The organism is Klebsiella sp. CN_Kp104 (genome assembly GCF_040064515.1).
Taxonomy (GTDB): domain Bacteria; phylum Pseudomonadota; class Gammaproteobacteria; order Enterobacterales; family Enterobacteriaceae; genus Klebsiella; species Klebsiella aerogenes.
The window spans coordinates 370,642-395,228 of record NZ_JBEAII010000001.1 but is presented as its reverse complement, the minus strand read 5'-3'; the positions used below and the strand labels follow the sequence as shown (position 1 = coordinate 395,228).

The 24,587-nt window shown below is 54.8% G+C and carries 26 protein-coding genes; 13 read left to right on the top strand and 13 right to left on the bottom strand.

Annotated features, from left to right (window positions below; translation table 11 throughout):
- Positions 1-40 precede the first annotated feature (40 nt).
- Positions 41-436 carry a lysozyme inhibitor LprI family protein gene (locus tag ABLU80_RS01845; RefSeq protein WP_015367240.1) on the top strand — a complete coding sequence of 132 codons (396 nt, stop codon included), beginning with the start codon at positions 41-43 and terminating at the stop codon, positions 434-436.
- Here the strand turns inward: ABLU80_RS01845 and rutR are convergent.
- Entirely contained in the window at positions 433-1,071 is a 639-nt protein-coding gene (gene rutR / locus ABLU80_RS01840; protein WP_015367241.1) for an HTH-type transcriptional regulator RutR, read from the bottom strand. The two genes, ABLU80_RS01845 and rutR, sit on opposite strands and share 4 nt — an antisense overlap.
- A gap of 284 nt (positions 1,072-1,355) precedes the next feature.
- On the opposite strand from rutR, the gene rutA reads away from it, so the two are divergent.
- The 7 genes from rutA to rutG are packed head-to-tail and all read left to right on the top strand — an operon-like array spanning position 1,356 to position 6,778.
- Positions 1,356-2,447, top strand: a complete 1,092-nt coding sequence (gene rutA, locus ABLU80_RS01835; protein ID WP_032707746.1) for a pyrimidine utilization protein A — start codon at positions 1,356-1,358, stop codon at positions 2,445-2,447.
- Positions 2,447-3,157 (top strand): pyrimidine utilization protein B, encoded by a 711-nt coding sequence (gene rutB, locus ABLU80_RS01830; RefSeq protein ID WP_032711383.1) that lies wholly within the window; start codon positions 2,447-2,449, stop codon positions 3,155-3,157. Before rutA ends, rutB begins: the two co-directional genes overlap by 1 nt.
- On the top strand, positions 3,150-3,542 hold the full coding sequence (gene rutC, locus ABLU80_RS01825) for a pyrimidine utilization protein C (RefSeq protein ID WP_348849632.1): 393 nt from the start codon (positions 3,150-3,152) through the stop codon (positions 3,540-3,542). The genes rutB and rutC overlap by 8 nt, the downstream gene beginning before the upstream one ends.
- Complete coding sequence (rutD, locus tag ABLU80_RS01820; protein ID WP_063445811.1) at positions 3,539-4,342, top strand: pyrimidine utilization protein D; 804 nt, start codon at positions 3,539-3,541, stop codon at positions 4,340-4,342. The genes rutC and rutD overlap by 4 nt, the downstream gene beginning before the upstream one ends.
- Positions 4,339-4,929 carry a malonic semialdehyde reductase gene (locus ABLU80_RS01815; protein ID WP_032714244.1) on the top strand — a complete coding sequence of 197 codons (591 nt, stop codon included), beginning with the start codon at positions 4,339-4,341 and terminating at the stop codon, positions 4,927-4,929. Before rutD ends, ABLU80_RS01815 begins: the two co-directional genes overlap by 4 nt.
- Positions 4,930-4,939: 10 nt before the next feature.
- Positions 4,940-5,434 carry an NADH-dependent FMN reductase RutF gene (gene rutF / locus ABLU80_RS01810; protein ID WP_020079167.1) on the top strand — a complete coding sequence of 165 codons (495 nt, stop codon included), beginning with the start codon at positions 4,940-4,942 and terminating at the stop codon, positions 5,432-5,434.
- A 21-nt stretch (positions 5,435-5,455) separates the two neighbouring features.
- On the top strand, positions 5,456-6,778 hold the full coding sequence (rutG, locus tag ABLU80_RS01805; protein ID WP_213796348.1) for a pyrimidine utilization transport protein G: 1,323 nt from the start codon (positions 5,456-5,458) through the stop codon (positions 6,776-6,778).
- 37 nt (positions 6,779-6,815) lie between these two features.
- Here the strand turns inward: rutG and ABLU80_RS01800 are convergent, their stop codons facing one another.
- Positions 6,816-7,742: a DMT family transporter gene (locus ABLU80_RS01800; RefSeq protein WP_032707741.1), complete on the bottom strand. Its 927-nt coding sequence runs from the start codon at positions 7,740-7,742 to the stop codon at positions 6,816-6,818.
- Positions 7,743-7,899: 157 nt separating this feature from the next.
- Positions 7,900-8,073, bottom strand: a complete 174-nt coding sequence (locus tag ABLU80_RS01795; RefSeq protein ID WP_015367250.1) for a general stress protein — start codon at positions 8,071-8,073, stop codon at positions 7,900-7,902.
- A gap of 391 nt (positions 8,074-8,464) precedes the next feature.
- On the opposite strand from ABLU80_RS01795, the gene wrbA reads away from it, so the two are divergent.
- Both wrbA and ABLU80_RS01785 read left to right on the top strand, forming a co-directional pair.
- Positions 8,465-9,061 (top strand): NAD(P)H:quinone oxidoreductase, encoded by a 597-nt coding sequence (wrbA, locus tag ABLU80_RS01790; RefSeq protein ID WP_015367251.1) that lies wholly within the window; start codon positions 8,465-8,467, stop codon positions 9,059-9,061.
- Positions 9,062-9,081: 20 nt separating this feature from the next.
- Positions 9,082-9,309 carry a YccJ family protein gene (locus ABLU80_RS01785; RefSeq protein ID WP_015367252.1) on the top strand — a complete coding sequence of 76 codons (228 nt, stop codon included), beginning with the start codon at positions 9,082-9,084 and terminating at the stop codon, positions 9,307-9,309.
- A gap of 66 nt (positions 9,310-9,375) precedes the next feature.
- On the opposite strand, the gene agp is transcribed toward ABLU80_RS01785, so the two are convergent.
- Positions 9,376-10,623: a bifunctional glucose-1-phosphatase/inositol phosphatase gene (gene agp, locus ABLU80_RS01780; protein WP_015704989.1), complete on the bottom strand. Its 1,248-nt coding sequence runs from the start codon at positions 10,621-10,623 to the stop codon at positions 9,376-9,378.
- Positions 10,624-11,066: 443 nt separating this feature from the next.
- Positions 11,067-11,291: a hypothetical protein gene (locus ABLU80_RS01775; protein ID WP_015704988.1), complete on the bottom strand. Its 225-nt coding sequence runs from the start codon at positions 11,289-11,291 to the stop codon at positions 11,067-11,069.
- Between the two features lie 265 nt (positions 11,292-11,556).
- On the opposite strand from ABLU80_RS01775, the gene ABLU80_RS01770 reads away from it, so the two are divergent.
- The gene (locus tag ABLU80_RS01770) at positions 11,557-11,679 is read left to right on the top strand and encodes a small membrane protein (protein ID WP_015367255.1); all 123 of its coding nucleotides are present in this window, start codon (positions 11,557-11,559) and stop codon (positions 11,677-11,679) included.
- A 96-nt stretch (positions 11,680-11,775) separates the two neighbouring features.
- On the opposite strand, the gene ABLU80_RS01765 is transcribed toward ABLU80_RS01770, so the two are convergent.
- The 8 genes from ABLU80_RS01765 to ABLU80_RS01730 all read right to left on the bottom strand — a co-directional run bounded on the left by ABLU80_RS01765 (position 11,776) and on the right by ABLU80_RS01730 (position 22,897).
- Entirely contained in the window at positions 11,776-13,155 is a 1,380-nt protein-coding gene (locus tag ABLU80_RS01765) for a hypothetical protein (RefSeq protein ID WP_045411904.1), read from the bottom strand.
- Positions 13,155-13,412 (bottom strand): PAAR domain-containing protein, encoded by a 258-nt coding sequence (locus ABLU80_RS01760; protein ID WP_045412213.1) that lies wholly within the window; start codon positions 13,410-13,412, stop codon positions 13,155-13,157. The genes ABLU80_RS01765 and ABLU80_RS01760 overlap by 1 nt, the downstream gene beginning before the upstream one ends.
- A gap of 13 nt (positions 13,413-13,425) precedes the next feature.
- Positions 13,426-14,112: a hypothetical protein gene (locus ABLU80_RS01755; protein ID WP_045411907.1), complete on the bottom strand. Its 687-nt coding sequence runs from the start codon at positions 14,110-14,112 to the stop codon at positions 13,426-13,428.
- A 2-nt stretch (positions 14,113-14,114) separates the two neighbouring features.
- Positions 14,115-14,810 (bottom strand): hypothetical protein, encoded by a 696-nt coding sequence (locus tag ABLU80_RS01750; RefSeq protein ID WP_032710191.1) that lies wholly within the window; start codon positions 14,808-14,810, stop codon positions 14,115-14,117.
- A 9-nt stretch (positions 14,811-14,819) separates the two neighbouring features.
- Positions 14,820-16,961, bottom strand: coding sequence for a hypothetical protein (locus ABLU80_RS01745; protein WP_348849630.1), 2,142 nt, complete (start codon positions 16,959-16,961; stop codon positions 14,820-14,822).
- The gene (gene vgrG, locus ABLU80_RS01740) at positions 16,961-19,471 is read right to left on the bottom strand and encodes a type VI secretion system tip protein VgrG (RefSeq protein WP_348849639.1); all 2,511 of its coding nucleotides are present in this window, start codon (positions 19,469-19,471) and stop codon (positions 16,961-16,963) included. The genes ABLU80_RS01745 and vgrG overlap by 1 nt, the downstream gene beginning before the upstream one ends.
- 264 nt (positions 19,472-19,735) lie before the next feature.
- Complete coding sequence (locus ABLU80_RS01735) at positions 19,736-21,127, bottom strand: APC family permease (protein ID WP_015367261.1); 1,392 nt, start codon at positions 21,125-21,127, stop codon at positions 19,736-19,738.
- Between the two features lie 351 nt (positions 21,128-21,478).
- Positions 21,479-22,897 (bottom strand): glutamine synthetase family protein, encoded by a 1,419-nt coding sequence (locus ABLU80_RS01730; protein WP_015367262.1) that lies wholly within the window; start codon positions 22,895-22,897, stop codon positions 21,479-21,481.
- 225 nt (positions 22,898-23,122) lie between these two features.
- Here ABLU80_RS01730 and puuD point away from each other — a divergent pair, with 225 nt between their 5' ends.
- Together puuD and puuR are read left to right on the top strand one after the other, a co-directional pair.
- On the top strand, positions 23,123-23,875 hold the full coding sequence (puuD, locus tag ABLU80_RS01725; protein ID WP_161798760.1) for a gamma-glutamyl-gamma-aminobutyrate hydrolase: 753 nt from the start codon (positions 23,123-23,125) through the stop codon (positions 23,873-23,875).
- Positions 23,876-23,900: 25 nt separating this feature from the next.
- Positions 23,901-24,458, top strand: coding sequence for an HTH-type transcriptional regulator PuuR (puuR, locus tag ABLU80_RS01720; RefSeq protein WP_002898590.1), 558 nt, complete (start codon positions 23,901-23,903; stop codon positions 24,456-24,458).
- Positions 24,459-24,587: the final 129 nt, after the last annotated feature.

Sequence of the window (24,587 nt, the reverse complement as noted above, 5' to 3'; positions counted from 1 at the left end):
AAGGCTCCCGGACGGGAGCTTTTTTTATGGGAGTAGAACGATGAAACGCACTTTAATTGCCGCCGCTGCCCTATTGGCCAGCGGCGCGGCGTGGGCGGATGACTGCAGCAACGCCAACACGCAAACCGAAATGAATCAGTGCGCCGCCGCGCAATATCAGGCGGCCGATAAAAAGCTGAATGAGACCTGGCAACAGGCGCTGAAACGCGCCTCCGGCCAACAGCAGGAATTGCTGAAAAAAGCCCAGCAGGCGTGGATTTCCCTGCGTGATGCCGACTGCGCGTTTCTCGCTTCCGGCGCGGAAGGCGGCAGTATGCAACCGATGCTGATAAGCCAGTGCATGACCGATAAGAGCGTCGAGCGCGAGGCCTTCCTCGCCTCGCTGCTTCAGTGCGAAGACGGCGACCAAAACTGCCCGCTGCCGCCAGCTAATTAACGTACGCGGATCCCTTCGATAATCATCCGCTGCACGTTATCCACGGTTTGCTGGAAAAACAACTCATCCTGCAGCGTTGCGCCGGTTACCGCCTCCACCTGAGTGGCGAAATCGGCGTAATGCTGTGTTGTCGCCCAGATCATAAAGATAAGGTGCTGCGGATCGACCGCCGCCAGCTTGCCGCTATCAATCCATGACGAGATTATCGCCGACTTTTCATCTATCAACGCCTTCAGATCGCCGGTCAGTTCGCCCATCAGCAACGGCGCCCCCTGCAGCATCTCCAGACAGAACAGCCTGGAAGCCTGAGGATGATCGCGCGATACCTCAAGCTTGAGGCGAATATATTCGCGGATCGCCACCAGCGGGCTGATATCTTCGCGAAATGCCCGCAGCGGCGCCAGCCAGATGGCGAGGATCCGCTGCAGTACAGCAACGTACAGCGCCTCTTTTGATGGGTAGTAATAGAGTAAATTGGTTTTCGATACGCCGGCCAGTTCAGCGACCTGCTCCAGCCGCGTACCGTGAATGCCGAACTGCGAGAAGGTCTCCAGCGCAGCGGCCAGAATGGCCTCTTTTTTGGCGCTCACCGCCTGTGAACGCTTGCCGGTTTTTTTCACGGCGCCCTGTGCCATACGTCTTCTCCTTCAGTAGTCGTCTTCAGCATAGCAAAAGCCCCTCGCCGACACGACCCTGCGCACTCCAATCGCGCATGACTGCCGTTTTTTCGTGCACTGATTTTGACCATTCGGTCCACATTTTTATCCTTAAATCCAGTAACCATTTCACAACACATTAATAACAAACACTTTTTTAAAACTGGCATTACCTTTGCTTTATTTCCACTGCGAGGTGGTTCGGGAAGAGGCAGGATGCCGCACCGCGCAATTTCATCTTCCATGACGACAGAGAGGTAGTTATGAAAATCGGTGTTTTCGTTCCCATTGGTAATAACGGCTGGTTAATTTCCACCCATGCACCGCAGTATATGCCCTCCTTCGAACTGAATAAGGCGATAGTTCAGAAGGCCGAGCACTACCATTTCGACTTCGCGCTCTCCATGATCAAACTACGCGGCTTCGGAGGGAAGACCGAGTTCTGGGATCATAACCTGGAATCGTTCACCCTGATGGCCGGTCTGGCGGCGGTGACGTCGAAGATAGAGATTTATGCCACCGCCGCGACGTTGACGCTCCCTCCGGCCATCGTCGCCCGCATGGCCTCGACAATCGACTCTATCTCCGGCGGACGTTTTGGCGTGAATCTGGTGACCGGCTGGCAAAAACCGGAATATGACCAGATGGGGATCTGGCCCGGCGATGAATACTTCGCCAGTCGCTATGACTACCTGACTGAATACGTTACGGTTCTGCGCGATCTGTGGGGCACCGGGCGCAGCGATTTTAAAGGTGATTACTTCACCATGAACGACTGCCGGGTTAGCCCACGTCCATCGCAGCCGATGAAGGTTATCTGCGCCGGGCAAAGCGACGCCGGCATGGCGTTTTCCGCCCAACACGCCGACTACAACTTTTGCTTTGGCAAAGGGGTTAATACCCCCGCCGCCTTCGCGCCCACCGCCGCACGTATGATGCAGGCGGCGGAAAAAACCGGCCGCGAGGTCGGCTCCTACGTGCTGTTTATGGTGATCGCCGACGAAACTGACGAAGCGGCCCGCGCTAAATGGGAACACTACAAGGCCGGCGCGGATGAAGAGGCGCTGGCATGGCTGACCGAACAGAGCCAGAAAGATACCCGCTCCGGCAGCGATACCAACGTCCGCCAGATGGCCGACCCCACCTCCGCGGTCAACATCAACATGGGCACCCTCGTCGGCTCCTATGCCAACGTCGCCCGTATGCTCGATGAGGTGGCGGCGGTCCCCGGTACCGACGGCGTACTGCTGACCTTCGATGATTTCCTGCAGGGCATTGACGCCTTCGGCGAACGTATTCAGCCGCTGATGCGCTGCCGTGACCATATTGCTCCCATTACCCGCGAGGTGGCCTGATGATTACCCTTCCCGCTCGCCCGGAATCGCTGACCTTGTCGCCGCAGCACAGCGCGCTGATCGTGGTCGATATGCAAAACGCCTATGCAAGCCAGGGCGGATACCTGGATCTCGCCGGTTTTGACGTCTCCGCCACCCGGCCGGTTATCGATAATATTAATCTCGCGGTGGCCGCCGCCCGCGCCGCCGGCATGTTAATTATCTGGTTCCAGAATGGCTGGGACGAACAGTATGTGGAAGCCGGCGGCCCCGGCTCGCCGAATTACCATAAATCTAACGCGCTGAAGACCATGCGCCAACGCCCGGAACTACAGGGCAAGCTGCTGGCAAAAGGCGGTTGGGATTATCAACTGGTTGACGAATTACGTCCCCGGGAGGGCGATATCGTCCTGCCGAAACCCCGCTACAGCGGCTTTTTCAATACCCCGCTCGACAGCATTCTACGCAGCCGCGGTATTCGCCACCTGGTATTCACCGGCATCGCCACCAACGTCTGCGTCGAATCGACGCTGCGCGATGGTTTCTTCCTCGAATACTTCGGCGTGGTGCTGGAGGATGCCACCCATCAGGCAGGTCCCGCCTTCGCGCAACAGGCGGCGTTATTCAACATTGAAACCTTTTTCGGCTGGGTCAGCGACGTCGGCAGCTTCTGTCGCGCCATAGAACCCGCCGCCCCGCTCGCTTTTACCGAGGAGAAACGCTATGCCTAAACAGGTGATTATTCCCCCCGGCACCACTACGCCGATTGCCCCCTTTGTTCCAGGGACGCTCGCCGACGGAGTGGTATATGTCTCCGGCACTCTGCCGTTCGATAAGCAAAACAATGTGCTCTACCCCGGCGACCCAAAGGCGCAAACCCGTCACGTGCTGGAGATTATCAAAAGCGTTATCGAAACGGCGGGGGGCAGTATGGCGGATGTGACTTTCAACAGTATCTTTATCACCGACTGGCAAAATTACGCCGCGATTAACGAGGTTTACGCCGAGTTTTTCCCCGGTGATAAACCGGCGCGTTTCTGTATTCAGTGCGGGCTGGTGAAACCCGATGCGCTGGTGGAAATTGCCAGCGTCGCCCATATCGGTACTCCAACATGATGAGGCTCAATATTGCCCCGCCGCCGTGGCCCGGCTCCCCGGTGGTGGTGCTGAGCGCCGGGCTTGGCGGGGGTAGCGCGTACTGGCTGGCGCAGCGGGCGGCGCTGGAACAGCATTATCAACTGGTGTGCTATGACCATAACGGTACCGGGGAGAACCGCGGCCCGTTGCCGGAAAATTACAGCATGGCGACGATGGCGCAGGAGCTGTTCAGCGCCGTGCAGGCGGCGGGCATCATGCGCTTCGCGCTGGTTGGCCACGCCCTGGGAGCGCTGATTGGGATGCAGTTGGCGCTCGACTATCCGCGCGCGGTCAGCGCGCTGGTGCTGGTAAACGGTTGGCTAACGCTTTCCCCGCATACCCGCCGCTGCTTTCAGGTCCGCGAACGCCTGCTGCATGCCGGCGGCGCCCAGGCGTGGGTCGAGGCTCAGCCGCTGTTTCTCTATCCGGCGGAGTGGATGGCGGCCCGCCTGCCGCGTCTCGAAGCGGAAGACGCGTTGGCTATTAGCCATTTCCAGGGCAAGGAGAATCTACTGAAAAGGCTGCAGGCCCTGAAACAGGCGGATTTTTCGCGCCGCGCGGCGGCTATCACCTGCCCGACGCTCATCATCAGCGCCACCGACGACCTGCTGGTCCCCGCCTCCTGCTCGCGAATGCTGCAGGCGGCGATTCCCGGTAGCCGACTCGTGGAAATGGCCTGGGGCGGCCATGCCTGTAACGTTACCGACAGCGACACTTTTAACCCTATTTTACGCGACGGCCTGACGACCCTGCTGCCGGTCGCCGAGGAGAATATATGAGCGAAGCAATCAACCAAAAGGCTTGCGAGACCCTATTCACCCATGCCCGGACCTACAATGGCTGGCGGGAGCAGACGGTTAACGATCGGCAGCTGCAGGAGATTTACGACTTGATGAAAATGGGGCCGACCTCGGCCAACTGTTCACCGGCGCGAATCGTTTTTGTGCGCAGCGCCGAGGGCAAAGCGAAACTCCGCCCAACGCTCTCCAGCGGCAATGTGGAAAAAACCATGCAGGCGCCGGTCACCGCCATCGTGGCCTGGGATAACGCGTTTTACGAGCGCCTGCCCGCGCTGTTTCCGCACGGCGACGCCCGGAGCTGGTTTACTTCCAGTCCGCAGTTGGCCGAGGAAACCGCCTTTCGCAACAGCTCGCTGCAGGCGGCGTATCTGATTTTCGCCTGCCGCTCGCTGGGTCTCGACACCGGCCCGATGTCGGGGTTCGACCGCGAGAAAGTCGATGCGGCGTTTTTCGCCAACAGCGGCTGGAAAAGCAATCTACTGGTGAATATCGGCTATGGCGACCCCGGCAAATTGTACGACCGGCTGCCGCGCCTGAGTTTTGATGAAGCCTGCCTGCTGGCATAAGGAGACGGTAATGAACGTAGCGGATCAACACAGTTTTCGTGACGCCATGGCCCATGTCGGCGCGGCGGTCAACATTATTACCACCGAAGGGCCTGCCGGACGCGCCGGTTTTACCGCCAGCGCGGTATGCAGCGTAACCGATACCCCGCCGACGCTGCTGGTGTGCCTCAACCGTTCGGCTTCGGTCTGGCCGGTATTCAGCGAACATCAGGCCCTTTGCGTCAATACCCTCGCGGCCGGACAGGAGGCCCTGTCGACGCTCTTTGGCGGTAAAACGGCAATGGATGAGCGCTTTGCCGCCGCCGACTGGCAAACCGGCGCGACCGGCTGCCCGCGGCTGAAAGAGGCGCTGGTCAGTTTCGACTGCCGAATCGACCAGCGGCTACAGGTCGGCACCCATGACATTCTGTTTTGCCAGGTCGTGGCTATCGCCCGCCAGCCGGAACCGCGCGGCCTGATGTGGTTTGACCGCGGCTATCACACGCTTATGCGGCCCGTTTGTTAACCTCTCACCCGGGATATCATCATGGCACTCTTCGATTTTCCTCGCTGGCAGTTAACCACCCCCGCCGCAGATGCCGGCGTTGTCGCCCCGGATGAACGTTTATCCGCCGGGCAAACGCTGATCATGGGCGTGCAGCACGCCGTGGCGATGTTTGGCGCGACCGTATTGATGCCTTTATTGATGGGGATTGACCCCAACCTGGCTATCCTGCTGTCGGGGGTGGGCACTCTGCTGTTCTTTGTCGTCACCGGCGGCCGGGTACCGAGCTATCTTGGCTCCAGCGCCGCCTTCGTCGGCGTGGTCATCACCGTGACCGGCTTTACGGGCCAGGGGTTGAATCCTCATCTCAGCATCGCCCTCGGCGGCATTATCGCCTGCGGGCTGCTCTATACCCTGATCGGTCTGGTGGTGATGAAAATCGGTACCGGCTGGATAGAGCGACTGATGCCGCCCGCGGTAACCGGCGCGGTGGTGATGGCGATCGGTCTAAACCTGGCGCCGATTGCCGTGCACAGCGTTTCCGCCAACGCCTTCGACAGCTGGATGGCGATGCTGACGGTGCTTTGTATCGGCGCCGTCGCGGTCTTTACCCGAGGACTGCTGCAGCGTCTACTGATCCTGATGGGGCTTATTATCGCCTGTGCGCTCTATGCGCTGCTGGCCAACGTATTCGCTCTTGGCAAACCGCTGGATTTTGCCCCTGTCGCCCAGGCAGCATGGTTTGGGGTCCCGCACTTTACTTCCCCCACCTTTGACAGCCAGGCGATGCTGCTGATTGCGCCGGTGGCCATCATTCTGGTGGCGGAAAACCTGGGGCATTTAAAGGCCGTATCGGGAATGACCGGGCGCAATCTGGATCCCTGGATGGGGCGCGCGTTTGTCGGCGACGGGCTGGCGACCCTGCTTTCCGGCACCTGCGGCGGTAGCGGCGTCACCACCTATGCGGAGAACATCGGCGTTATGGCGGTGACCAAAGTCTATTCAACGCTGGTGTTTGTCGCCGCGGCGCTGATCGCCATCCTGCTCGGCTTTTCGCCCAAGTTCGGCGCCCTGATTCATACGATTCCAGGCCCGGTCATTGGCGGCGCGTCAATCGTGGTCTTTGGTTTGATTGCGGTCACCGGGGCGCGGATATGGGTGCAGAATCGGGTCGATCTCAGCCTGAATGCGAATTTAATCATGGTGGCGGTGACGCTAGTTCTGGGCGCAGGCGATTTTACTTTATCGCTGGGGGGTTTTCGCCTGGGCGGGATTGGGACGGCGACTTTCGGCGCTATTTTACTGCATGCGTTGCTTAACCGCCGTCAGCATCAGGAAAAGGTGGCAAAAGCCACCACGATATAACGAGGGTTCGCCCCGGCGACGCGCGCCGGGGCCATAATTAGGGCTCGCGCCGCTCAGCAAGTTCTGGCGCTTCCTCTGCCGCAATCTGCGGCCGTGATTTTTTCTTCCACTTCAGCTCGCTGACCAGCACCCCGGCGAGAATAAACAGACAGCCCACCAGCGCCAGCAGCGGCAGACGCTCGCCGGCGATACGACCAAACACGCCAGCCCAAACCGGCTCGCCGGTGTAAATCAGCGTCGCCCGCGTCGGCGATACGCTACGCTGCGCCCAGTTCATGGTGACCTGAATAATGGCGCTGAAAATCCCCAGTCCCAGCGCGACGGCCAGCAGTTCCGGGCGCATCGGCGGGATAGACTCCCCTGCCGGCCCCATCGCGGCAAAAGCCACCAGCGAGGCGGTCGCCAGCTGTACCACCGTCACCCGGCGCACATCGACCTGACGCGCCCACGCGCTGATTAAAATGATTTCGGCAGCGATAGCCACCGCGCTTGCCAGGGTAATCATTTCGCCAATCCCCAAAGCCAGCAGATTGTTTTCCGGCCCCGCCAGCAGGATCAGCCCGATAAACGCCAACACGATGCCCACGCAGGACATGACGCCAGGCATGCGCCCAAGACACAGCCACTGCAACAGCGGCACCAGCGGTACATACATGGCGGTAATAAACGCCGATTTACTGCTGGAGATGGACTGTAAGCCCCAGGTTTGCAGGCTGTAGCCGAGCGCAATCGCCACGCCGATCGCCACACCGGCCTTAACCTCAAGCCAGGTCAGGCCGCGTAACGTACGCAGCGACAGTAGCGCCACCGCCAGCGCGGCGGTGGCAAAGCGCAGGCCGACGAAGAAAAACGGCCCGCTAAAGTTCACGGCGTACTGTACGGCAAGAAAGGTACCGCCCCAGAACATGGTGATCACAATCAGGATCAGTTCCTGCGGCGTTATCGAGAGTTTGAGCGAAGACATGAGGCGACCAATAGCAATAAATAGCTAACCAGTTTCGCAGGCGCTTCAGGCCGAAAGCAACACCCATAGACAAAAAAACCGCCGACATACGTCGGCGGCGAGGGTGATGCGGCAGGGTCGGGGGAGATTAACACCGCATCATAAAAGACAGTCCCGGCTAGCTATTGCGATTGCCGTGACTATTTTTACCCCCTTTTTTGCCAGCTTCCGAGGCGCGTTGAGGATCGTTTTTAAAGTTCCCCCCGCTGTGCTGGCCACCTTTACGACCTGCTTCTGATGCTCTGGCACGATCTTCGGCAAAATTGCCGGAACCGCCACGATGGTTTGCCATTACTGACCTCCATTGGGTTTGACATCATATTGCATTAGGTGAGTTCAGGGCCTAAGCCCCCGCGGCATATGGCATGGCCATTATGCATCGCGTGCTTATAAGCGTAGTAAATGAAACTCATTCCCCAAGCAAATAGTCACATTCCGCAACATTTAATCGTCAAAACCAGACGCCAGCGGCGATCGCAACCGCTAAGCATCTCTTCTTACAGCTGAAATCAGCCCTGCGCAAAATGTATCTATTTGCTACGAGGCATGTTGCAAATTAATCTTTGCCATTTTGTTATAAATCAAACAAATGTTTGTTGGATTTGCACTCTGCGCCACAGGTCTTATCTTTATAGGTAGCCAGTCGTTTGGCTGGACAATTACGCAACCGAGGAGTGATGCAAATGGCTAAAATTCTGGTGCTTTATTATTCCATGTATGGACACATCGAAACCATGGCTCATGCCGTTGCCGAAGGGGCAAATAAAGTTGACGGCGTTGAGGTGGTTGTGAAGCGCGTGCCGGAAACTATGCAGGCTGAAGCGTTTGCCAAAGCAGGCGGGAAAACACAAAATGCGCCCGTCGCCACACCGCAGGAACTGGCGGAGTATGATGCCATCATCTTTGGTACCCCTACCCGTTTCGGCAATATGTCGGGACAGATGCGCACCTTCCTGGATCAGACCGGCGGCCTGTGGGCTTCCGGCGCGCTGTATGGCAAAGTCGCCAGCGTCTTTAGTTCAACCGGTACCGGCGGCGGCCAGGAGCAGACAATTACCTCAACCTGGACTACCCTTGCCCATCATGGGATGATCATTGTGCCGATTGGCTACGGCGCGCAGGAGCTGTTTGATGTCTCCCAGGTACGCGGCGGCACGCCATATGGCGCAACCACCATCGCAGGCGGCGACGGCTCCCGTCAGCCAAGCCAGGAAGAGCTGGCTATCGCTCGCTACCAGGGTGAGCACGTCGCCAATGTAGCTGTGAAATTACACGGCTAACCTTCAACAGGAGGAGTTGCATGCCGAATCAAGAAGCGAAGGCCCACCACGTGGGCGAATGGGCAAGCTTACGTAATACCTCTTTGGAAATCGCCGAAGCCATTTTCGAACTCGCGAATTACGATGAAAAGCTGGCGGAGAAAATTTGGGAAGAAGGCAGCGATGAGGTGCTGTCGCGAGCTTTCGCCAAAACCGATAAAGACAGCCTCTTCTGGGGCGAACAGACCATCGAACGTAAAAACGTCTGATAGCGCAATTGCGCGGGCATTGCGCCCGCGCTCATTCATCACCCGGACTGCTCCGGGTTTTTTGTTTTATTTTGCCGCCTCGTTCATGACCTTTTTGAACGTCTCCAACGGGCAGAATCCCTGGTCATCAACCGGACAACCGTTAAGCGCCAGCGTGACCCGCTGCGGTGGAGATTGCAGGCTCAAAGCATCCGCGTTGCGCAGCTGTTCAGTGCTTTGATAGACATACTCAATCTTCATTAAATCGCGATTGCTGCCGCTATCGTGCCAGCGCTGGAACAGCAGCTTGCCGCCGATGGGGGTGCGCTCATACTGGCCGGGTAACTGGTAGGGTTTAAAGTCCAGCGCCGTCAGCAGCGAAGCGATGTTGGAATCATGCCCGACCAGCAGCGTCACTTTCGCCTTAGCGGCGCCATCGCCCACCAGCGCATTATCGATATATTTAACCAGCGGCTTAGCGACGTTGCGCGCCACTTCCGCGGAAGTAAACAGACTATCCTGATAGCCATTTTTCAGCTTTGACAGCACCTGCCACTGCTTATCGCTGGCAATTTCGCCCCACGCCACCTGATCCTTCGGAAAACCTTCGTAGTACTGCAGGGTGAAGGCATCCACCAGCGAGTTACCGACCTTCAGCGGCCCGGAAACACCTGGCTCCTGCTGATATTTGGCGCTAAAGGTATCTTTACCGTCGCTAAGCGAGCAGACATGCTTTTCTTTACAGGATGGCGAATTACGATAGTCGGTCATCTCTTCCAGCAGCTTGTAGCTCTCAGCGAGCTGCATCCCCTGACGCTCTTTTTCCATTGCCTGCACCGCTTTTTGCGCGAATTCGGCTGAATCGTCAGTAATGACCGGGTTGAACGTGGGATCCATCGTTCCCATCTGCGGCTGATGATGCACAGGCACCCCGCAGCCAGGGAAAGCGCCGGTAATAAAGAACTGCGCGGTGGCGACGGTCCGCTGCAGGCTATTAGCGTAGGCGTAGACGGCATTTTCCGGCGGGCATTCGCCGCTGGTCACCAGCTTCTGCTGCGCCAGCCACTCACGCATATAGTGGCCCATATAGACCTCCAGCACGCCGCCTTTGGTGGTTAACTGGCCGCCTGGCACATCCCACTGCGGCCAGGATTTCGGCGTCGACTGCTCAAGTACGCTGCCGTTATTGGCCAGCGGCGCGCGCAGGTTGTGGCGACTCATGATCAGCACCTGTTGCAGTTGATACCCTTCCGGCGCAACGGCGTCCTGCGCCTGGGCGCCGGCGGATAACAATACGGCCCCGGCCACCGCGGCGGCGAGTAGACTTTTTTTCATCCCTTCATCCTCAGTCATTTATTATCATCGCCATCATTGTGACGGATTTATGACATTTTTGCGGGCAATGGCTCACAAACTGAGGCGTCGGTCGCTTTTTTAACACTTCAGAGATGGCCGGGAGCGGCAGATTCAGGACCGTAGATACGGTTATCGGTTGGCAACTTTTTTAAGGGGTTTTCCCGGACGCGGCGCGTTGCGCCTTCTCCGGGCTACCAAATCGCAAAGCACTGTAGCCCCGGTAAGCGGCAGCGCCACCGGGGATTTGAGGCCGCCAACACCGGCAGTTTCAGCCTGCATGGTGAATAAATTAACGGCAGGTCGCACGGATAAAGCGCAAGCCATAACCCGCGAGTACCTCAGTTGGTATGATCTTAACCGCTACCGAAGGCATAAAACAGAGTCAGGATGAGTGTCGCAGAGGGAGTGGCGAAAGCGGCTACCTATTCCGGTAATGGCACCGCCGCCAGCGTACAAATCGCTTCATGTTCACCGCCCCGGCGGTCGACCATCACCACTTTATCCCCGGCCTTTTTACCTTCGCAGGGTTTTAACACCTGCTCGACAATTCGTTCGCGAACCTGTTGGCTTTCCGACTGCGCCCAACTGGCAAAAGCCGTCAGCATAAGCGCCGAAGCAAGCAGGCCGGCGAGACTTGTTTTAAACATGCATTACTCTCAGAAAATTCTCATTCAACGGTTAGCGTAACAGCCGCAATCCCATCCGTCTGTAAAATGACTTAACGGAGTGTTACATCAGACGCTAAGGCGCGCACATAGCGTCACAATACATTAACACCATCAATATTTTAACATAATGAGCCATGCTGGATGCCTTTGGCACTTTTAGGTCATCTTTCGGAAACATCCCGATGTTATCGTCTTCGTGAGGCGTTATTTTTTCTTCTGTTTAAACAAATTATTAGGTTAATTTATGTCGGGTTTCTTGCTCTTTATCGTGGCGATCGCTCTACTGGGTGTCGCCGTTTACAGCCTGGTGTCTTACATCAAAGAACGTCGCGCCGGTCAGTTGCCAACCGATAAAAAAAAGAAATAACTTCACTTTGCCAATCTTTACACCCGGGCTGCGTATTACCAGGGAAGAAGCCGATCTCACGGTCGGCTTCTTCCCGTCTATACAATAAGATTCAGCTCAATACCCCATATGTTGATATGCCTTATTGACGGCTAAAACAGTCAATGACAAACCAGCGCCAAAAGCGATAATTGCAGGAATGACTATACTCGCCACGATCCACAGCGTAGAGATATGTTCAGGTTTAGGCGTAAAACTCACATTATAAAACAGCCACGAAATCATCAGGCCTCCCGATACTATAACGCTGTGCACAACTGGCGGTATCGTATGGCCCCACTTAGCTTTGTCGGGTAAATTCGTCTTCTTTGAAGACAAGGAAGTAATAGCAAACTTGTTATTTTCAGATGTCGCCACCAGCTGCTCGCCTTGCGCATACCTAACGGCATCGGCAGCCAGCGCCAAAGCCAGCCATCGATAACCGGCACTCTTTTCCCCTAGTGAGGCCTCCATATCCAGGCGTTCTGACGCCAGATTTTTTGCATCTAACGCCTGCAATAATGGGTATTTATCCACTCTGGACAATCCTGTATACCACAGTGTTTTAGGTGCAGTAACGGACTTAACCTCCAAATAGACCGGCATCTTTTCTTCTACATCAGTAACGCCGGACATCGGCTGATAAAGATATACCGGCTTTTCGCCTGCTCCTCTGACATAGTGATTAGTGAACAAAAACGCACAGGCGCTTTCCATGCTTTTAGAATCGCTATCTTCTTCATGCATATCGACAGTAATGACGATTCGGTTAATGACGTTGTCATCGGGCGCAGCGATCCATTTATCCACCATGCCGTACTCTGGACACTCGGTAAGGTATTCGATTTCACAGGCGTTGGCGTTAGGGATATTCAGATGCTCCAGCACCCTCCTCAATGCATCTACACAGAAATTATCTCCCCCACGTACCCAGACGATAATTTCAATTCCGCGGTAATTATTACCGTTCAACATCATAGCTATTGGGGTAAGCAATTTCGTGAAAATTTGCTCATTACGGGTCTGCTCGAAAAGATCTTCAATTTCTATCCTGAGTGGGGTTTTCGGCGCTAACGGAAACTCCCCTTCCAGTTTCAGCATATTGAGCGCAGGCTGTTCTAAAGGGGTTAGAGCAGTCCAGGCGGCTAGCGCGATATTTTTTCGGGCATAGGTTTTAAGCTCCACCTCCCAGGATTTGGCAATATATTTGCGTATTTCTGCGTAACACACTGTCGCACTCAATACCATCTTCACGAAGAACAATATCGTGGTCAAAACACAGGCAGGAAGTAATACGGAAGGAATGAAGAACTCAAACGTGACAGGTTTATTTTCAGGCCAGACTAGCGCCTGTATAAACAGGCATACCGCGATAAGCGCTACATAAATCATCACGACAGCCAATACAGGCATCTCATCCTGAATATCTTCCTGCTCAGAATATAGCCACCATTCCATTACACCGCTCCCACAGTTTGTAGCGTCGTTCGTATCGCGCATCCACATTCAGCTTTACAGCCATCCACCACCACACCGCGACCGTTCATCGTCCAAAAGGGGTGGCACTCAGTAATAGCGAAAGTCCCTTTGTGCGTAGCACACTGAACTTTGTCACCTTTCAGGGTGACAGGGGTTCCCATAAATTCAGCACCAGATGATGTGATCACTTTTCCTCCGCCCGCCAGCGGATCATTTAACCTAATGACACCTTTCATTATTTTTGCTCCCTTAACGTCCTGCATCCATATCACAACGCATATGATCCCAGCCGGTATAGCCTTTTACTTCGGGTACTCTGTCGGGGAGTCCCTGGTAGTTGGTGTGGAATTTTGCCGTATCGTTCTCAAGCCCTTGTTTGGTCATATAAACCATCCCCCATGACCAACCTGGAAACTGGGGGGTTATAGTGTGAGTTTCCCCTTCAATGACATATTGGATACCCGGGCCACCAGCCGCCAGACGCGGATCGTCGAACGGTTTGGACGACATATACAGTCGGTGCTTCGTCTGCAAAAAACCCTGGTCGTTGACGACGGTGAAAGAGAGAACATCATCTCGAGGGGGAGAATTCATCCCATCCGGCTCGTTATAACCCGGCGAATATCCGACAGGACTCCAGGTTTGACCGTTATCTTTCGAGACAATAAACCCATCTATTTCCCAGTTAGGAATAGCAATATAGCGATCAGAAGGGTGGATAAATTTTTTGGTAAAAATTCGATAGAACTGACTTACCGGCTCGGTATGAATCCCCCTCAGTGTATCCGTGTACCAGAGTTCACCTTCACAGCCCCACCCCTTCAGCTCCAGATAGCGGTGGTCATCGAAACGATAAATAACCTGCGTCGGCGGCTGTTGCGCCTGACATCCAACGGCCATAAGCATGGCCGCCAGAGCGGTGAATAATCCTTTCATGGCTATCTCCCCGCATCCATATCACAACGCATACGATCCCAGCCGGTGTAGCCTTTTACTTCGGGTACTCTGTCGGGGAGTCCCTGGTAATTGGTGTGGTATTTTGCCGTATCGTTCTCAAGTCCTTGTTTGGTCATATAAACCATCCCCCATGACCAGCCGGGAAACTGGGGGGTAATAGTGTGAGTTTCCCCTTCAATGACATATTGGATACCCGGGCCACCAGCCGCCAGACGTGGATCGTCGAACGGTTTGGACGACATATACAGGCGGTGCCTGGTCTGCAAAAAACCCTGGTCGTTGACGACGGTGAAAGAGAGAACGTCATCATAAGGCGCGTAATTATCGCCATTTGGCTCATTATGCCCCGGAGAAAAATGAGCATCGGACCATGTTTGACCATAATCCTTTGATATTCGAAAACCATCTGCCCCCCAACCAATAATGGCGATGTATCGCTCTGATGGATGGACTAACTTCCTGGTGAAAACGCGATAAAACTGCGAGTATATTTGCGAGTGAATTTTCCTTTGGCTATCCGTATACCAAAGCTCACCTTCACAGTCCCACCCCTTCAGCTCCAGATAACGGTGGTCATCGAAACGATAAATGACCTGCGTCGGCGGCTGTTGCGCCTGACATCCAACGACCATAAGCATGGCCGCCAGAACAGTCCCTGATGTGTATCTCTGCTTCATAAATATTCCCTAGATATCGAGCGCTGACCGTTGGTTTCCTATACCCAGTTCCCTGTCACTTTTGGGTTTCGGCATCTCCCACTGCAGGTTTGCCACTTCCTGATTACCGGCAGCCAGGTCGCGGGATGGCCTCACCCTGGTCGCATTGTTAAATTCGTTTAACACCCCATAATTGCCATGTGGAAGCACCTCATCCGGCTTATTCATATGATTCTTTGTCTGAGCCCCCGGAAGCCTCCCTGTACGGTAATATTCTTTAGCCGCGATATTTCCATTCAAAGGATCGCGCCAGTCTGCACGATGCAGTAGATCTTCCCAGAACTTACCCGCTTTATAGTCAAATGAACGACATGGACCAATTGCCAGGTCAAACGCCATAGCATGGGATGGGGCAAATTCGCTCATAACGATCGATGAGTGCTGGCTGTAACCCACCGGGTCGGCTTTCTGCCATTCGTTTTCAAGCTCTTCGCGAGGTTTAAGCCATGTCAGCGTAAGTTGAGAAAAGTCTTTCGTTCCAATGACCTCACCATGAATAACTTCTACCTTTCGCTCATAGCTTTCCATTTTCAGCTCATCCGCCGTCAGAATATGGCCAGGGCGCCAACTCAGGCTTGCGTAACGGCTAAGCGAATAGGTGGCGCTGCGAGTTCGTTTGATAGCGTAGGCTTTTGCTGAATAGGAGATATAGGCATCCGGACTGTCCGGATCGATATACGCGGTATACGGTTTATCGCTCGTTTTCGGATCATTGTCCGGATGGTTATCCTGCCCCTGCAGTTTAAAGACGAACGGCTGCGGCAGTTCTTCTCCATTAACGACAACATCATGCGCGGTATAAGCCGTGTTGGTGAGAGAGCTATATTCCGCATCCCTTTTATGTAATGGCGGTAACTCAAAAGGCTTCCCGGTCGGGGCGATTCCGGTCTGCCCATGCTGATAGAACACCCGTTGATACAGATTGGGAATAGCACTGGCTATGTTCCTGGGGATCCCCCGCCAGCCAATTCCCTGAATATTCTTCAGCGATACCGTGCCATCGTTTGGACAGAAATAGTTATAGACCTTGCCATTATTGTCCCGACGGTACTTTTCATCCTGCCGCAGTGGGCTATCTGACGCTTTTCGTAACGTACAGGCCCCTTCCATTGCCAGCAGGTTAGCTTCTGATATTTCACCGCCTTTGTACTGAGTTGCCATCAACGCACAAAAATTTTTAAAGGTCGTTTGCCGGGCGTTATCCGTCTGGTGATGCCCGGGCTGAATATCTTCACTCAGACGCCCTTCCAGCGAATACGGCGAGTGATTCAAAATGACACAGTTAACTGGATCATATCCGGCCTGTTTTACCAGCATATTTGCCAGCATGGTGATGATCGTACCCTGACTATGCGCGACGATGTTAATTACATCATTTGCCGTCGTCAGATCACGTCGGATTGTCAGGATCAAATCGGCCAGACGTTGCGCGGCAAAAAACTGATAAATACGATGTGGATTAGGGAAAATAGGGTGCGTAAAATCACCGCCGTTCATGTACAGCGTGCTAAATCCAGCTGCGGCTAACGCTACCCCTCCCGCACCCGGTCCGAGCATATCCGGGATGTTCGTTGTGGCGTTCGCGAACGTCCCGCCTCCTTTGGCAAAGTTCGCATCCAGCGCATTACCAAAGTTATCGTTCTGGTACTTAAATACACCTTTTCCGTCATTCCCCAGGCTGGCTTTTTTAGCCTCATTATCTTCCTGGTACGCGTCAAACGGCAGGTGCGCGCTGTCTTGTAGCTTGCTGACCTCATTCCGGTAACGCTGTTGATCGCCCATGTACTCTTCACGCGTGACAGGCTTATACCCCCAATAGAACGGGATGATGGGGGAACGGCCGGGAACGGTGATTCGGTAGTCTTTCCATTCGTGGGCGTAAAAATCCGGCCGATTAAGCCGTTTCTTCAGTCCGGCAATAATCCCCTTCTCCTGGTTCTGGTACGCCTCGCCGACGTCGTTCACGCCATGGACCAAAATCACTATCCCCGGCATCGGTCGGGGAATGCCAACCCTGCAGGTCTGCGCTTCCAGCCCCAGTGATTTATGCACTCCTACATCATTCTCAGACACAATACGCGGGCAATACGGCTTCTTTTTCTCGACAGTCATTACAGTACCTCCAGTTTGTACGAATCAAGATCGGCCGAATCGAGCAATGGAGAGCAACCATTGCTGTCCGTCTCGCCCTCGAGCACTTCGCCGGTTGAGCTCTTGAGCCTGAAAGGACGATTCGCCAGAACCTGTTCCGGATCGTCAGAAGCATGCAGTTGATAGCGACGCGTAAAGGTTCCTTTATCAAAGGCAGGTGCTTGCACCTGCGCGCTTTCTGGCCCCAGATACCTGAGATTCGGCCCTTTAATATCGACCCCGACAGGAGAGAAAATCTCAACCTGGCCATCAGGGCTGATACGGATCCCGCCGCCTCCGCACACCAGTTGTATGCCCTGTTTGGCGCTGCCATGCAGTCTCCCGTCCGTACTGGTTAGCGTAAAATCCTGCTGAGAGAGCATATGTATGGCGCCGCGCTGCGCCTGCGTGGTGATATCCCCGGCGCCGGCAACCATCTGAATACCTAGCTTGCGGGCAAACAATGAGAGTTTTTCGCCAACGGCCAGCGAGAATTTCTTCATCACGTTCATACTGGCGTGACGACCTGCCGTCGTAATCACATCCTGTCCGGCGGACAGTTGCAGACTTTCCGGGGTCACATGCGCCTGTCCTTGCCCGCCATAGGTCAGCAGAGCTGCACCGCTGAGTCTATTCAGCGTCTGGCCGAGCGTATTTTGCCGATCGGTATCCACATTACTGGCGCCGGCCGTTAGTGCGCTTTGTTGCAATGTCATTGCCAGCGAGAGCGCTTTTTCCAGTTGCGTAATCGCGGCGGTCATATCCAACTGCTGCCCCTGGGCCCGCGGCTGCGCTTGCGTGGTGATCATCACCCCCTTTGCCGCACGCAAAGCCATCCAGTCATCGGTACGGGCCTCCAGCCCTTCCCCGCGTTTTTTTCCTTCCGCATCGACAAGGTGGCCCAGATTGAGTTGCCCCTTGCCGTGCTCCGTCGAAATCTTGATATGCTCCTTACCCCGGCGGTCCTCCAGACGGATTTTGTTCAGCGCTGCCGTGCGGATAATATTGCGGGTATCATTACGGTTTGTGACCAGATCGGGGCGAGCGCCGTCATGCATCACATGCGCAATGAAAGGCCTGTCCGGGTCGCCACCTTCAAAGGCAATGGCAACTTCCGTCCCATCCAGCAACGGAAAATGAAAACCGTAAGTGTCGCCGGCGTAAGGCCTGCCCAGCCGGACGAGTGCGCTTTCAAAGCCGCTGCGTTTTTCATTGAGATCAAAATCAAACTTCACGCAGTAACGCCCCCTGGCATCCACCCCGGCATACGTTTTATCCCTTCCGATAGAGGCCACCCGCGCGGGCACCGTACCGGCAATGACAGGTCGCGACGGATACTCCGGTCGAAAGTTGTATCCTGACAGATACGGAATGCCGGCGAGCTGCGCGTGATAATGCCGGGCTCGACTGCCCGTAATCGTCATGGTGGTAATCAAAAAACCCGGTTTGAAGCCGTCTGGTACCGGCCCAGTAAGGTGAAACATAACGCCAGGCCGCAGCGCCGGATCGCTGGTTGTTGCACTGAGCCGGTTCTGCTCATTCAGTAGACGTTCATAGCGTAGGCGGGCGTAAAACGTGGCCGTCTCAGCTTCTGTTGCGTGAAAATCGCCGTCTGCGAGGTAATGATCGGCGTAGTGATACTCTCCCCCGGACGTAATCCCCTCCGGGATATCATTATTGATAATGGTTTTAATAGCTTGTGGAGAATACGGATCGCGATAGTTGTAGGTGCGTACTAATACCTGTTCAGGAATCAGCGAGTGCTGCTCTTCCAGATCGGTCACGTACTCGTCATAGCTGGTCATCCCGGAATAGCGGACGTAGGGGAGTTTTTTATCGCGGTAAATGTATCGACTGTCAGAGTCAGCAAAAATCACCACGGTTTCCGTCTGAACCTTATGGTGATTCTCAAAACGAAACCAGATGCCAATTTCAGCCAACAGCCGACGAATAAACTGCAGATCCGTCTCTTTCCACTGAATAATCATTTCCCTTCGAGGATAGGTGTAACTCAGCCTGTCGAAATCGATATTATACCCTTTGAAGTAGCCGCTATTTTTCATGAGTTGCGTAACCACTTCCGGCACGGTGACATCCGTATACACCGCTGAGCGATAATTTTTATCCAGCAGCGCAAGCTCATGCTCCAGCACGCACTCATAAAGCGCCTCATCTGAGGACGACTTCAGGCGGGTAAATCGTGTTATTACGCCGTTAATCTGGCGTACCGGCAACCAGGCAGCCTCGTTCTGCCAACGCGCGTTCGGATTAGGCGCCCGAAGATAAAACTGCGCGATCTGATTGAGAACAGCTCCGGCCGGAATATTGTCATCGGCACTGGAAAAACGGATGGTATAACGATACGGCTTACTGAGCGTCTCTTCGCCTATAAAAGAATGCACATCGACAGCCGTACTTTTGCTTCGCGGAAAGTAAAGCAAATAACGGTTTAACGTATCCTGCAATTGAATTATTTTAGTTTGTTCTGTCATAACCAAATATCCTTTTGATAAAACAGCACTGACCAAAAATAATACGCCCAGCAACACAAAATTAAAATATAAGTTTATTATCCCGCAATATATAATATTATCGAGCCATTATATTCACAGCGGAAATAAAACCCGTTCATTTAAAATCGACAAAAAAAGATGGGGTAAAGCAGATATTCAAGTCATTAAAAAGGGCTCCATGATAAACATGGAGCCCTTATTCGACATCAGGCCTGGCTGCCTTGTTGTCGTGTTAACAGCAAATTACGACTCCCAGGCCTGCTCCGCTTTCGTCGCGTCAAACTGCGGCGGCGGTTTACGGAAACGGCGGGTCAGGTAGGTCAGATAAAGCAATCCCAGCGCGGCCCACACCAGTCCCAGCGTCAGCGAGGTCGCCTCGAGGTTCAACCACAGCACCCCCACGGTCAGGGCGCCTACCATTGGCAACAGCAGATAGTGGAAGCGATCTTTCCAGGTTTTGTTATACCCCTTGCGCCGCCAGAAGTGGTTGTATACCGAAAGATTAACGAAGGTAAAGGCCACCAGCGCGCCGAAGTTGATAAGCGCCGTCGCGGTCACCAGGTCGAAGAACAGCGCCGACAGCGCGACGATGCCCACCATAATCACGTTCAGCGCCGGGGTACGCCATTTCGGATGCACATAGCCGAAAATGCGCTCCGGGAAGACGTTATCGCGGCCCATCACGTACAGCAAGCGCGACACGCTGGCGTGTGACGCCAGGCCCGATGCCAGGGTATTAACAAAAGTGGTGCACAGGAAAATCGACTGGAACAGCTTGCCGCCGACATACAGCGCAATTTCCGGCAGCGCGGCGTCCGGATCTTTAAAGCGATGGATATCCGGGAAGAACAGCTGCATAAAGAACGAGGCGACGATAAAAATAATGCCGCCGTACATCGCGGTAAGGAAGATGGCCTTCGGGATCACCCGCGCGGCATTCGGGGTTTCTTCAGAAAGCGTGGTAACGGCGTCAAAGCCGAGGAACGAGAAGCAGACAATCGTCGCGCCGGTAATAATCGGGATCAGATGCGCATTCTCGCTGATAAACGGCTGCAGAGACCAGACGGTGCCAACGCCCTCGCCCTTATGCAGCCCTTGTACCACCAGAATCACAAACACCACCATGATGGAGATCTGCACCAGCACGAACAGGGTATTGAAGTTGGCCACCAGGTTAACGCTTTTCAGATTCGCCGCGGTCAGAATGGCGACAAAGGTCACCACCCACACCCACGGCGGCACTTCCGGAAACAGCGCGGAGAGGTAGATCTTCGCCAGCAGGACGTTAATCATCGGCAGGAACAGATAGTCGAGCAGCGAGGACCAGCCGACCATAAAACCGATGTGCGGGCTAATTGATTTTTGCGCATAGGTGTAGGCCGAGCCCGCTTCCGGGAACTGGCGCACCAGCTTGCCGTAGCTGATGGCGGTGAACAGCACTCCAGCCAGCGCCAGCAAATACGAGGCCGGAACGTGGCCATTGCTGATGCCGGAAACGATGCCGAAGGTATCAAACACCGTCATGGGGGTTAGATAAGCCAGCCCCATCATCACCACTTGCCACAGTTTGAGCGATTTACGCAGACGCGGTTTTCCCGCCTGAGCGGCGTTTTCTGCAGGAAGATTAGCAGCCATGACGCATTCCCCCCATGCCGACGACAGTTTGCGGGCACAAAGACCGGGTAACAAACCTGCTTAGCAAGGGGGTAAGGCGTAAATAAAAGGGTAAGACGGACCGATGAACGGCGGTAAGTTGGCATCCAATGCGGCCAAAGAGGCCCCCTTCTCCCTGCGGATATTTGAACATCTGCATCATCTCATTTCCTCGTCACACACTGTGTCGTTAACTGAAGCCCCGTTGCCGCCTGCGCTCCTTAACGCGACATCCGGGAAATGGCTGGGCTCCCAGCAAAAAAGAACGACCAGGCTCCGCTCAGGCCGTATGATGCTACCGATTAAACTAATGCGCCCCTTACGGGGCGAACATCAGGCGTTTTTCAACATCCACTCAATTTCCGTTTCTGTGATAAGACGCTCGAACTGCAGTAACTCATCATTCTTACAGGCGTGGTAAACGTGGCAGAAACGCTCGCCAAGACGCTCCCGCAGATGATCGTTTTGCATAAACTCCCACAGGGCGTCGCTCTGGCGGATCGGGAACGGCAAGCCTTCTTGTTCCAGACCGTTACCTTCCACCTCGTCCTGCAGCGGCAGCGGATTATCCAGCCCGTGCAGGATACCGGCGAAAATCGCCGCCATCACCAGATACGGGTTGGCGTCCGCCCCGGCTACGCGGTATTCAACGCGGTGGTTATGCCGATCGCCACACGGAATGCGCAGCGCTACCGTACGGTTGTTATGCCCCCATGACGCCTGCGTCGGCACATACATGCCCGCCTGGAAGCGACGATACGAGTTCACGTTCGGCGCCAGCAGCGCCATCGACGCCGGCATCAGATCAATCATCCCGGCCAGCACGCGTTTCAGCAGGGCTGAATCCTCGCCGTCCGCATCCGCCAGCACGTTTTCGCCCTTATTGTTTTGCATGCTGATATGGATATGCATCCCGCTACCCGCATGCTCTTCATAAGGTTTCGCCATAAAAGTGGCGTGCATCTTATGCTTCTCCGCCATTAAACGCACGAGACGTTTTAATGCCAGCGCATCATCGCACGCATCCAGCACGTTATCGGTGTGGTGGAGGTTGATTTCGAACTGTCCCGGAGAGGCTTCGGCCACCGCGCCATCCGCCGGGATCAACTGTAACTGGGCCAGTTCGTCAATATCATTCAGTACATCGGCAAAATGGTTGAGGTTATCAACGGAATAGACCTGGCTTTGGGTATTACGGTCGTCGGTGCCAGGCGCGCACGGCGGCTGCAGGTAGCCTTCGGCATCGCGTTTGCGATCGAGTAAATAGAACTCCAGCTCTACCGCTACCACGGGGAACAATCCGCGCTGGCGGAGCTGCTGCCAGAGGCGGTTGAGTACGTTCCGCGGCTCAACGTCAAAGGGAGCGCCATCTTCATCAACCATGGTCAACAGGACCTGGCCGATGTATTCCGGATCGGCTGCCGAAGGGGTCAACGTGCCCAATACCGGGACGCAGCTGCGGTCCGGTTCGCCCATATCCTGGCCAAGCCCGGCCTCTTCCACCACGTTGCCGAGAATATCCATCGCGAAAACGGACGCCGGGAAGTAGCAGCCCTTCTCCAGCTTGCTGAGGCTGGCGACCGGAATGCGTTTGCCGCGGAAGCAGCCGTTCAGGTCTGTGAGGAGTACATCGACATACTGAGTGTTGGGGTAGGTTTCGAGGTAGCGCTTCACTTCTTTAGCGAACGCGCTTACCCGTCTCTCTTCCGTCTGCTGAACAAAATTCTCAACTTCTACGATATTGGTATCCATGATTCACCGCCGTTGTTTTAGTTTTCGGACCCTGACTGAAAACGTCAAATATAATGTCCACCCTTCGAATGTGTATGCAAACAAAATGTTTGTCAAATGTTAAATTAAGTTTGCAAACGGCTATTTCCACTGCTAGATTGAGAAAATATTGAACGATATGGCCGTTTATCAGCCACAGGCGGTCATAATTTAGTCCACTTTGTGAGGGCGATCATGGAAAATATAATGTACAAGCCAGTTATTGGCGTCGTGATGTGTAGAAACAGGCTTAAGGGTCACCAGACCCAGACTCTGCAAGAAAAGTACCTGAATGCCATTGTTAACGCTGGCGGACTGCCGATTGCCCTGCCGCACGCGCTGGCCGAGCCGGAACTGCTGGATGCGTTAGTCGATAAACTGGACGGGATCTACCTGCCAGGCAGCCCCAGCAACGTGCAGCCGCACCTTTATGGTGAAAACGGCGATGAGCCTGACGCCGACCCCGGGCGTGATCTTCTGAGCATGGCGCTAATTAACGCCGCGCTCGAAAGGCGCATCCCCATTTTCGCCATCTGCCGAGGGCTGCAGGAACTGGTTGTCGCCACCGGCGGGACTCTGTATCGTCGTCTGTTTGAACAGCCGGAACTGCTGGAGCATCGCGAAGATCCTGAACTACCGGTGGAGCAGCAGTATGCGCCGTCCCACCAGGTGGAGGTGCAGGAAGGAGGTTTACTTTCTCAGTTAATACCGGGCTGCAACACGTTTTGGGTAAACTCGCTACACGGCCAGGGCGCAAAAACGCTGGGTTCGCGTCTGCGCGTGGAGGCCCGTTCACCGGATGGGCTGGTTGAGGCGGTCAGCGTCAACGACCACCCTTTCGCGCTGGGCGTGCAATGGCATCCTGAATGGAACAGTAGCGAATACGCCCTGTCGCGTATGTTGTTTGATGGTTTTATCACCGCCTGTCAGAGCCATGTCGCCGAAAAGCGGCGGCTCTGACCACTACAGTTAAGGAAATGCAAATATGAGCGATGACGGACTGGCGCCAGGGAAACGTCTGTCAGAGATCCGCCAACAGCTGGGTCTTTCACAGCGTCGTGCCGCCGAACTGTCTGGGTTAACACATAGTGCCATCAGCACCATAGAGCAGGACAAAGTCAGTCCTGCCATCAGTACGCTGCAAAAGCTGCTGAAAGTATATGGGCTGTCGCTCTCGGAATTCTTTTCTGAACCCGAAAAGCCGGATGAACCGCAGGTCGTCATTAATCAGGACGATCTTATCGAAATGGGGAGTCAGGGCGTTTCAATGAAACTGGTTCATAACGGAAATCCGAACCGTACGCTGGCGATGATTTTTGAAACTTACCAGCCTGGGACCACAACCGGGGAGAGAATTAAGCATCAGGGTGAGGAGATAGGCACCATACTGGAAGGTGAGATCGTGCTGACGATTAACGGTCAGTCGTACCACCTGGTGGCTGGACAGAGCTATGCCATTAATACCGGCATCCCTCATAGCTTCAGCAACACCTCGGCAGGAATCTGCCGCATTATCAGTGCCCACACCCCCACCACATTCTGATTTCTTAGCCTGAGCAGGTTTCAGGCTTTCTTCAGGCCTGTCGCGGCGGATGTAATATTTCCGCCGCGGCGAAGAACTCGCAGTAATAATACCTGCGCAGCGCGGAAATCTTATTTCCTGCCGGCCCAA

Coding starts and splice junctions, on each gene's coding strand:
- ABLU80_RS01845 (WP_015367240.1), top strand. CDS start 41: ATGAAACGCACTTTAATTGCCGCCGCTGCCCTATTGGCCAGCGGCGCG.
- rutR (WP_015367241.1), bottom strand. CDS start 1,071: ATGGCACAGGGCGCCGTGAAAAAAACCGGCAAGCGTTCACAGGCGGTG.
- rutA (WP_032707746.1), top strand. CDS start 1,356: ATGAAAATCGGTGTTTTCGTTCCCATTGGTAATAACGGCTGGTTAATT.
- rutB (WP_032711383.1), top strand. CDS start 2,447: ATGATTACCCTTCCCGCTCGCCCGGAATCGCTGACCTTGTCGCCGCAG.
- rutC (WP_348849632.1), top strand. CDS start 3,150: ATGCCTAAACAGGTGATTATTCCCCCCGGCACCACTACGCCGATTGCC.
- rutD (WP_063445811.1), top strand. CDS start 3,539: ATGATGAGGCTCAATATTGCCCCGCCGCCGTGGCCCGGCTCCCCGGTG.
- ABLU80_RS01815 (WP_032714244.1), top strand. CDS start 4,339: ATGAGCGAAGCAATCAACCAAAAGGCTTGCGAGACCCTATTCACCCAT.
- rutF (WP_020079167.1), top strand. CDS start 4,940: ATGAACGTAGCGGATCAACACAGTTTTCGTGACGCCATGGCCCATGTC.
- rutG (WP_213796348.1), top strand. CDS start 5,456: ATGGCACTCTTCGATTTTCCTCGCTGGCAGTTAACCACCCCCGCCGCA.
- ABLU80_RS01800 (WP_032707741.1), bottom strand. CDS start 7,742: ATGTCTTCGCTCAAACTCTCGATAACGCCGCAGGAACTGATCCTGATT.
- ABLU80_RS01795 (WP_015367250.1), bottom strand. CDS start 8,073: ATGGCAAACCATCGTGGCGGTTCCGGCAATTTTGCCGAAGATCGTGCC.
- wrbA (WP_015367251.1), top strand. CDS start 8,465: ATGGCTAAAATTCTGGTGCTTTATTATTCCATGTATGGACACATCGAA.
- ABLU80_RS01785 (WP_015367252.1), top strand. CDS start 9,082: ATGCCGAATCAAGAAGCGAAGGCCCACCACGTGGGCGAATGGGCAAGC.
- agp (WP_015704989.1), bottom strand. CDS start 10,623: ATGAAAAAAAGTCTACTCGCCGCCGCGGTGGCCGGGGCCGTATTGTTA.
- ABLU80_RS01775 (WP_015704988.1), bottom strand. CDS start 11,291: ATGTTTAAAACAAGTCTCGCCGGCCTGCTTGCTTCGGCGCTTATGCTG.
- ABLU80_RS01770 (WP_015367255.1), top strand. CDS start 11,557: ATGTCGGGTTTCTTGCTCTTTATCGTGGCGATCGCTCTACTGGGTGTC.
- ABLU80_RS01765 (WP_045411904.1), bottom strand. CDS start 13,155: ATGGAATGGTGGCTATATTCTGAGCAGGAAGATATTCAGGATGAGATG.
- ABLU80_RS01760 (WP_045412213.1), bottom strand. CDS start 13,412: ATGAAAGGTGTCATTAGGTTAAATGATCCGCTGGCGGGCGGAGGAAAA.
- ABLU80_RS01755 (WP_045411907.1), bottom strand. CDS start 14,112: ATGAAAGGATTATTCACCGCTCTGGCGGCCATGCTTATGGCCGTTGGA.
- ABLU80_RS01750 (WP_032710191.1), bottom strand. CDS start 14,810: ATGAAGCAGAGATACACATCAGGGACTGTTCTGGCGGCCATGCTTATG.
- ABLU80_RS01745 (WP_348849630.1), bottom strand. CDS start 16,961: ATGACTGTCGAGAAAAAGAAGCCGTATTGCCCGCGTATTGTGTCTGAG.
- vgrG (WP_348849639.1), bottom strand. CDS start 19,471: ATGACAGAACAAACTAAAATAATTCAATTGCAGGATACGTTAAACCGT.
- ABLU80_RS01735 (WP_015367261.1), bottom strand. CDS start 21,127: ATGGCTGCTAATCTTCCTGCAGAAAACGCCGCTCAGGCGGGAAAACCG.
- ABLU80_RS01730 (WP_015367262.1), bottom strand. CDS start 22,897: ATGGATACCAATATCGTAGAAGTTGAGAATTTTGTTCAGCAGACGGAA.
- puuD (WP_161798760.1), top strand. CDS start 23,123: ATGTACAAGCCAGTTATTGGCGTCGTGATGTGTAGAAACAGGCTTAAG.
- puuR (WP_002898590.1), top strand. CDS start 23,901: ATGAGCGATGACGGACTGGCGCCAGGGAAACGTCTGTCAGAGATCCGC.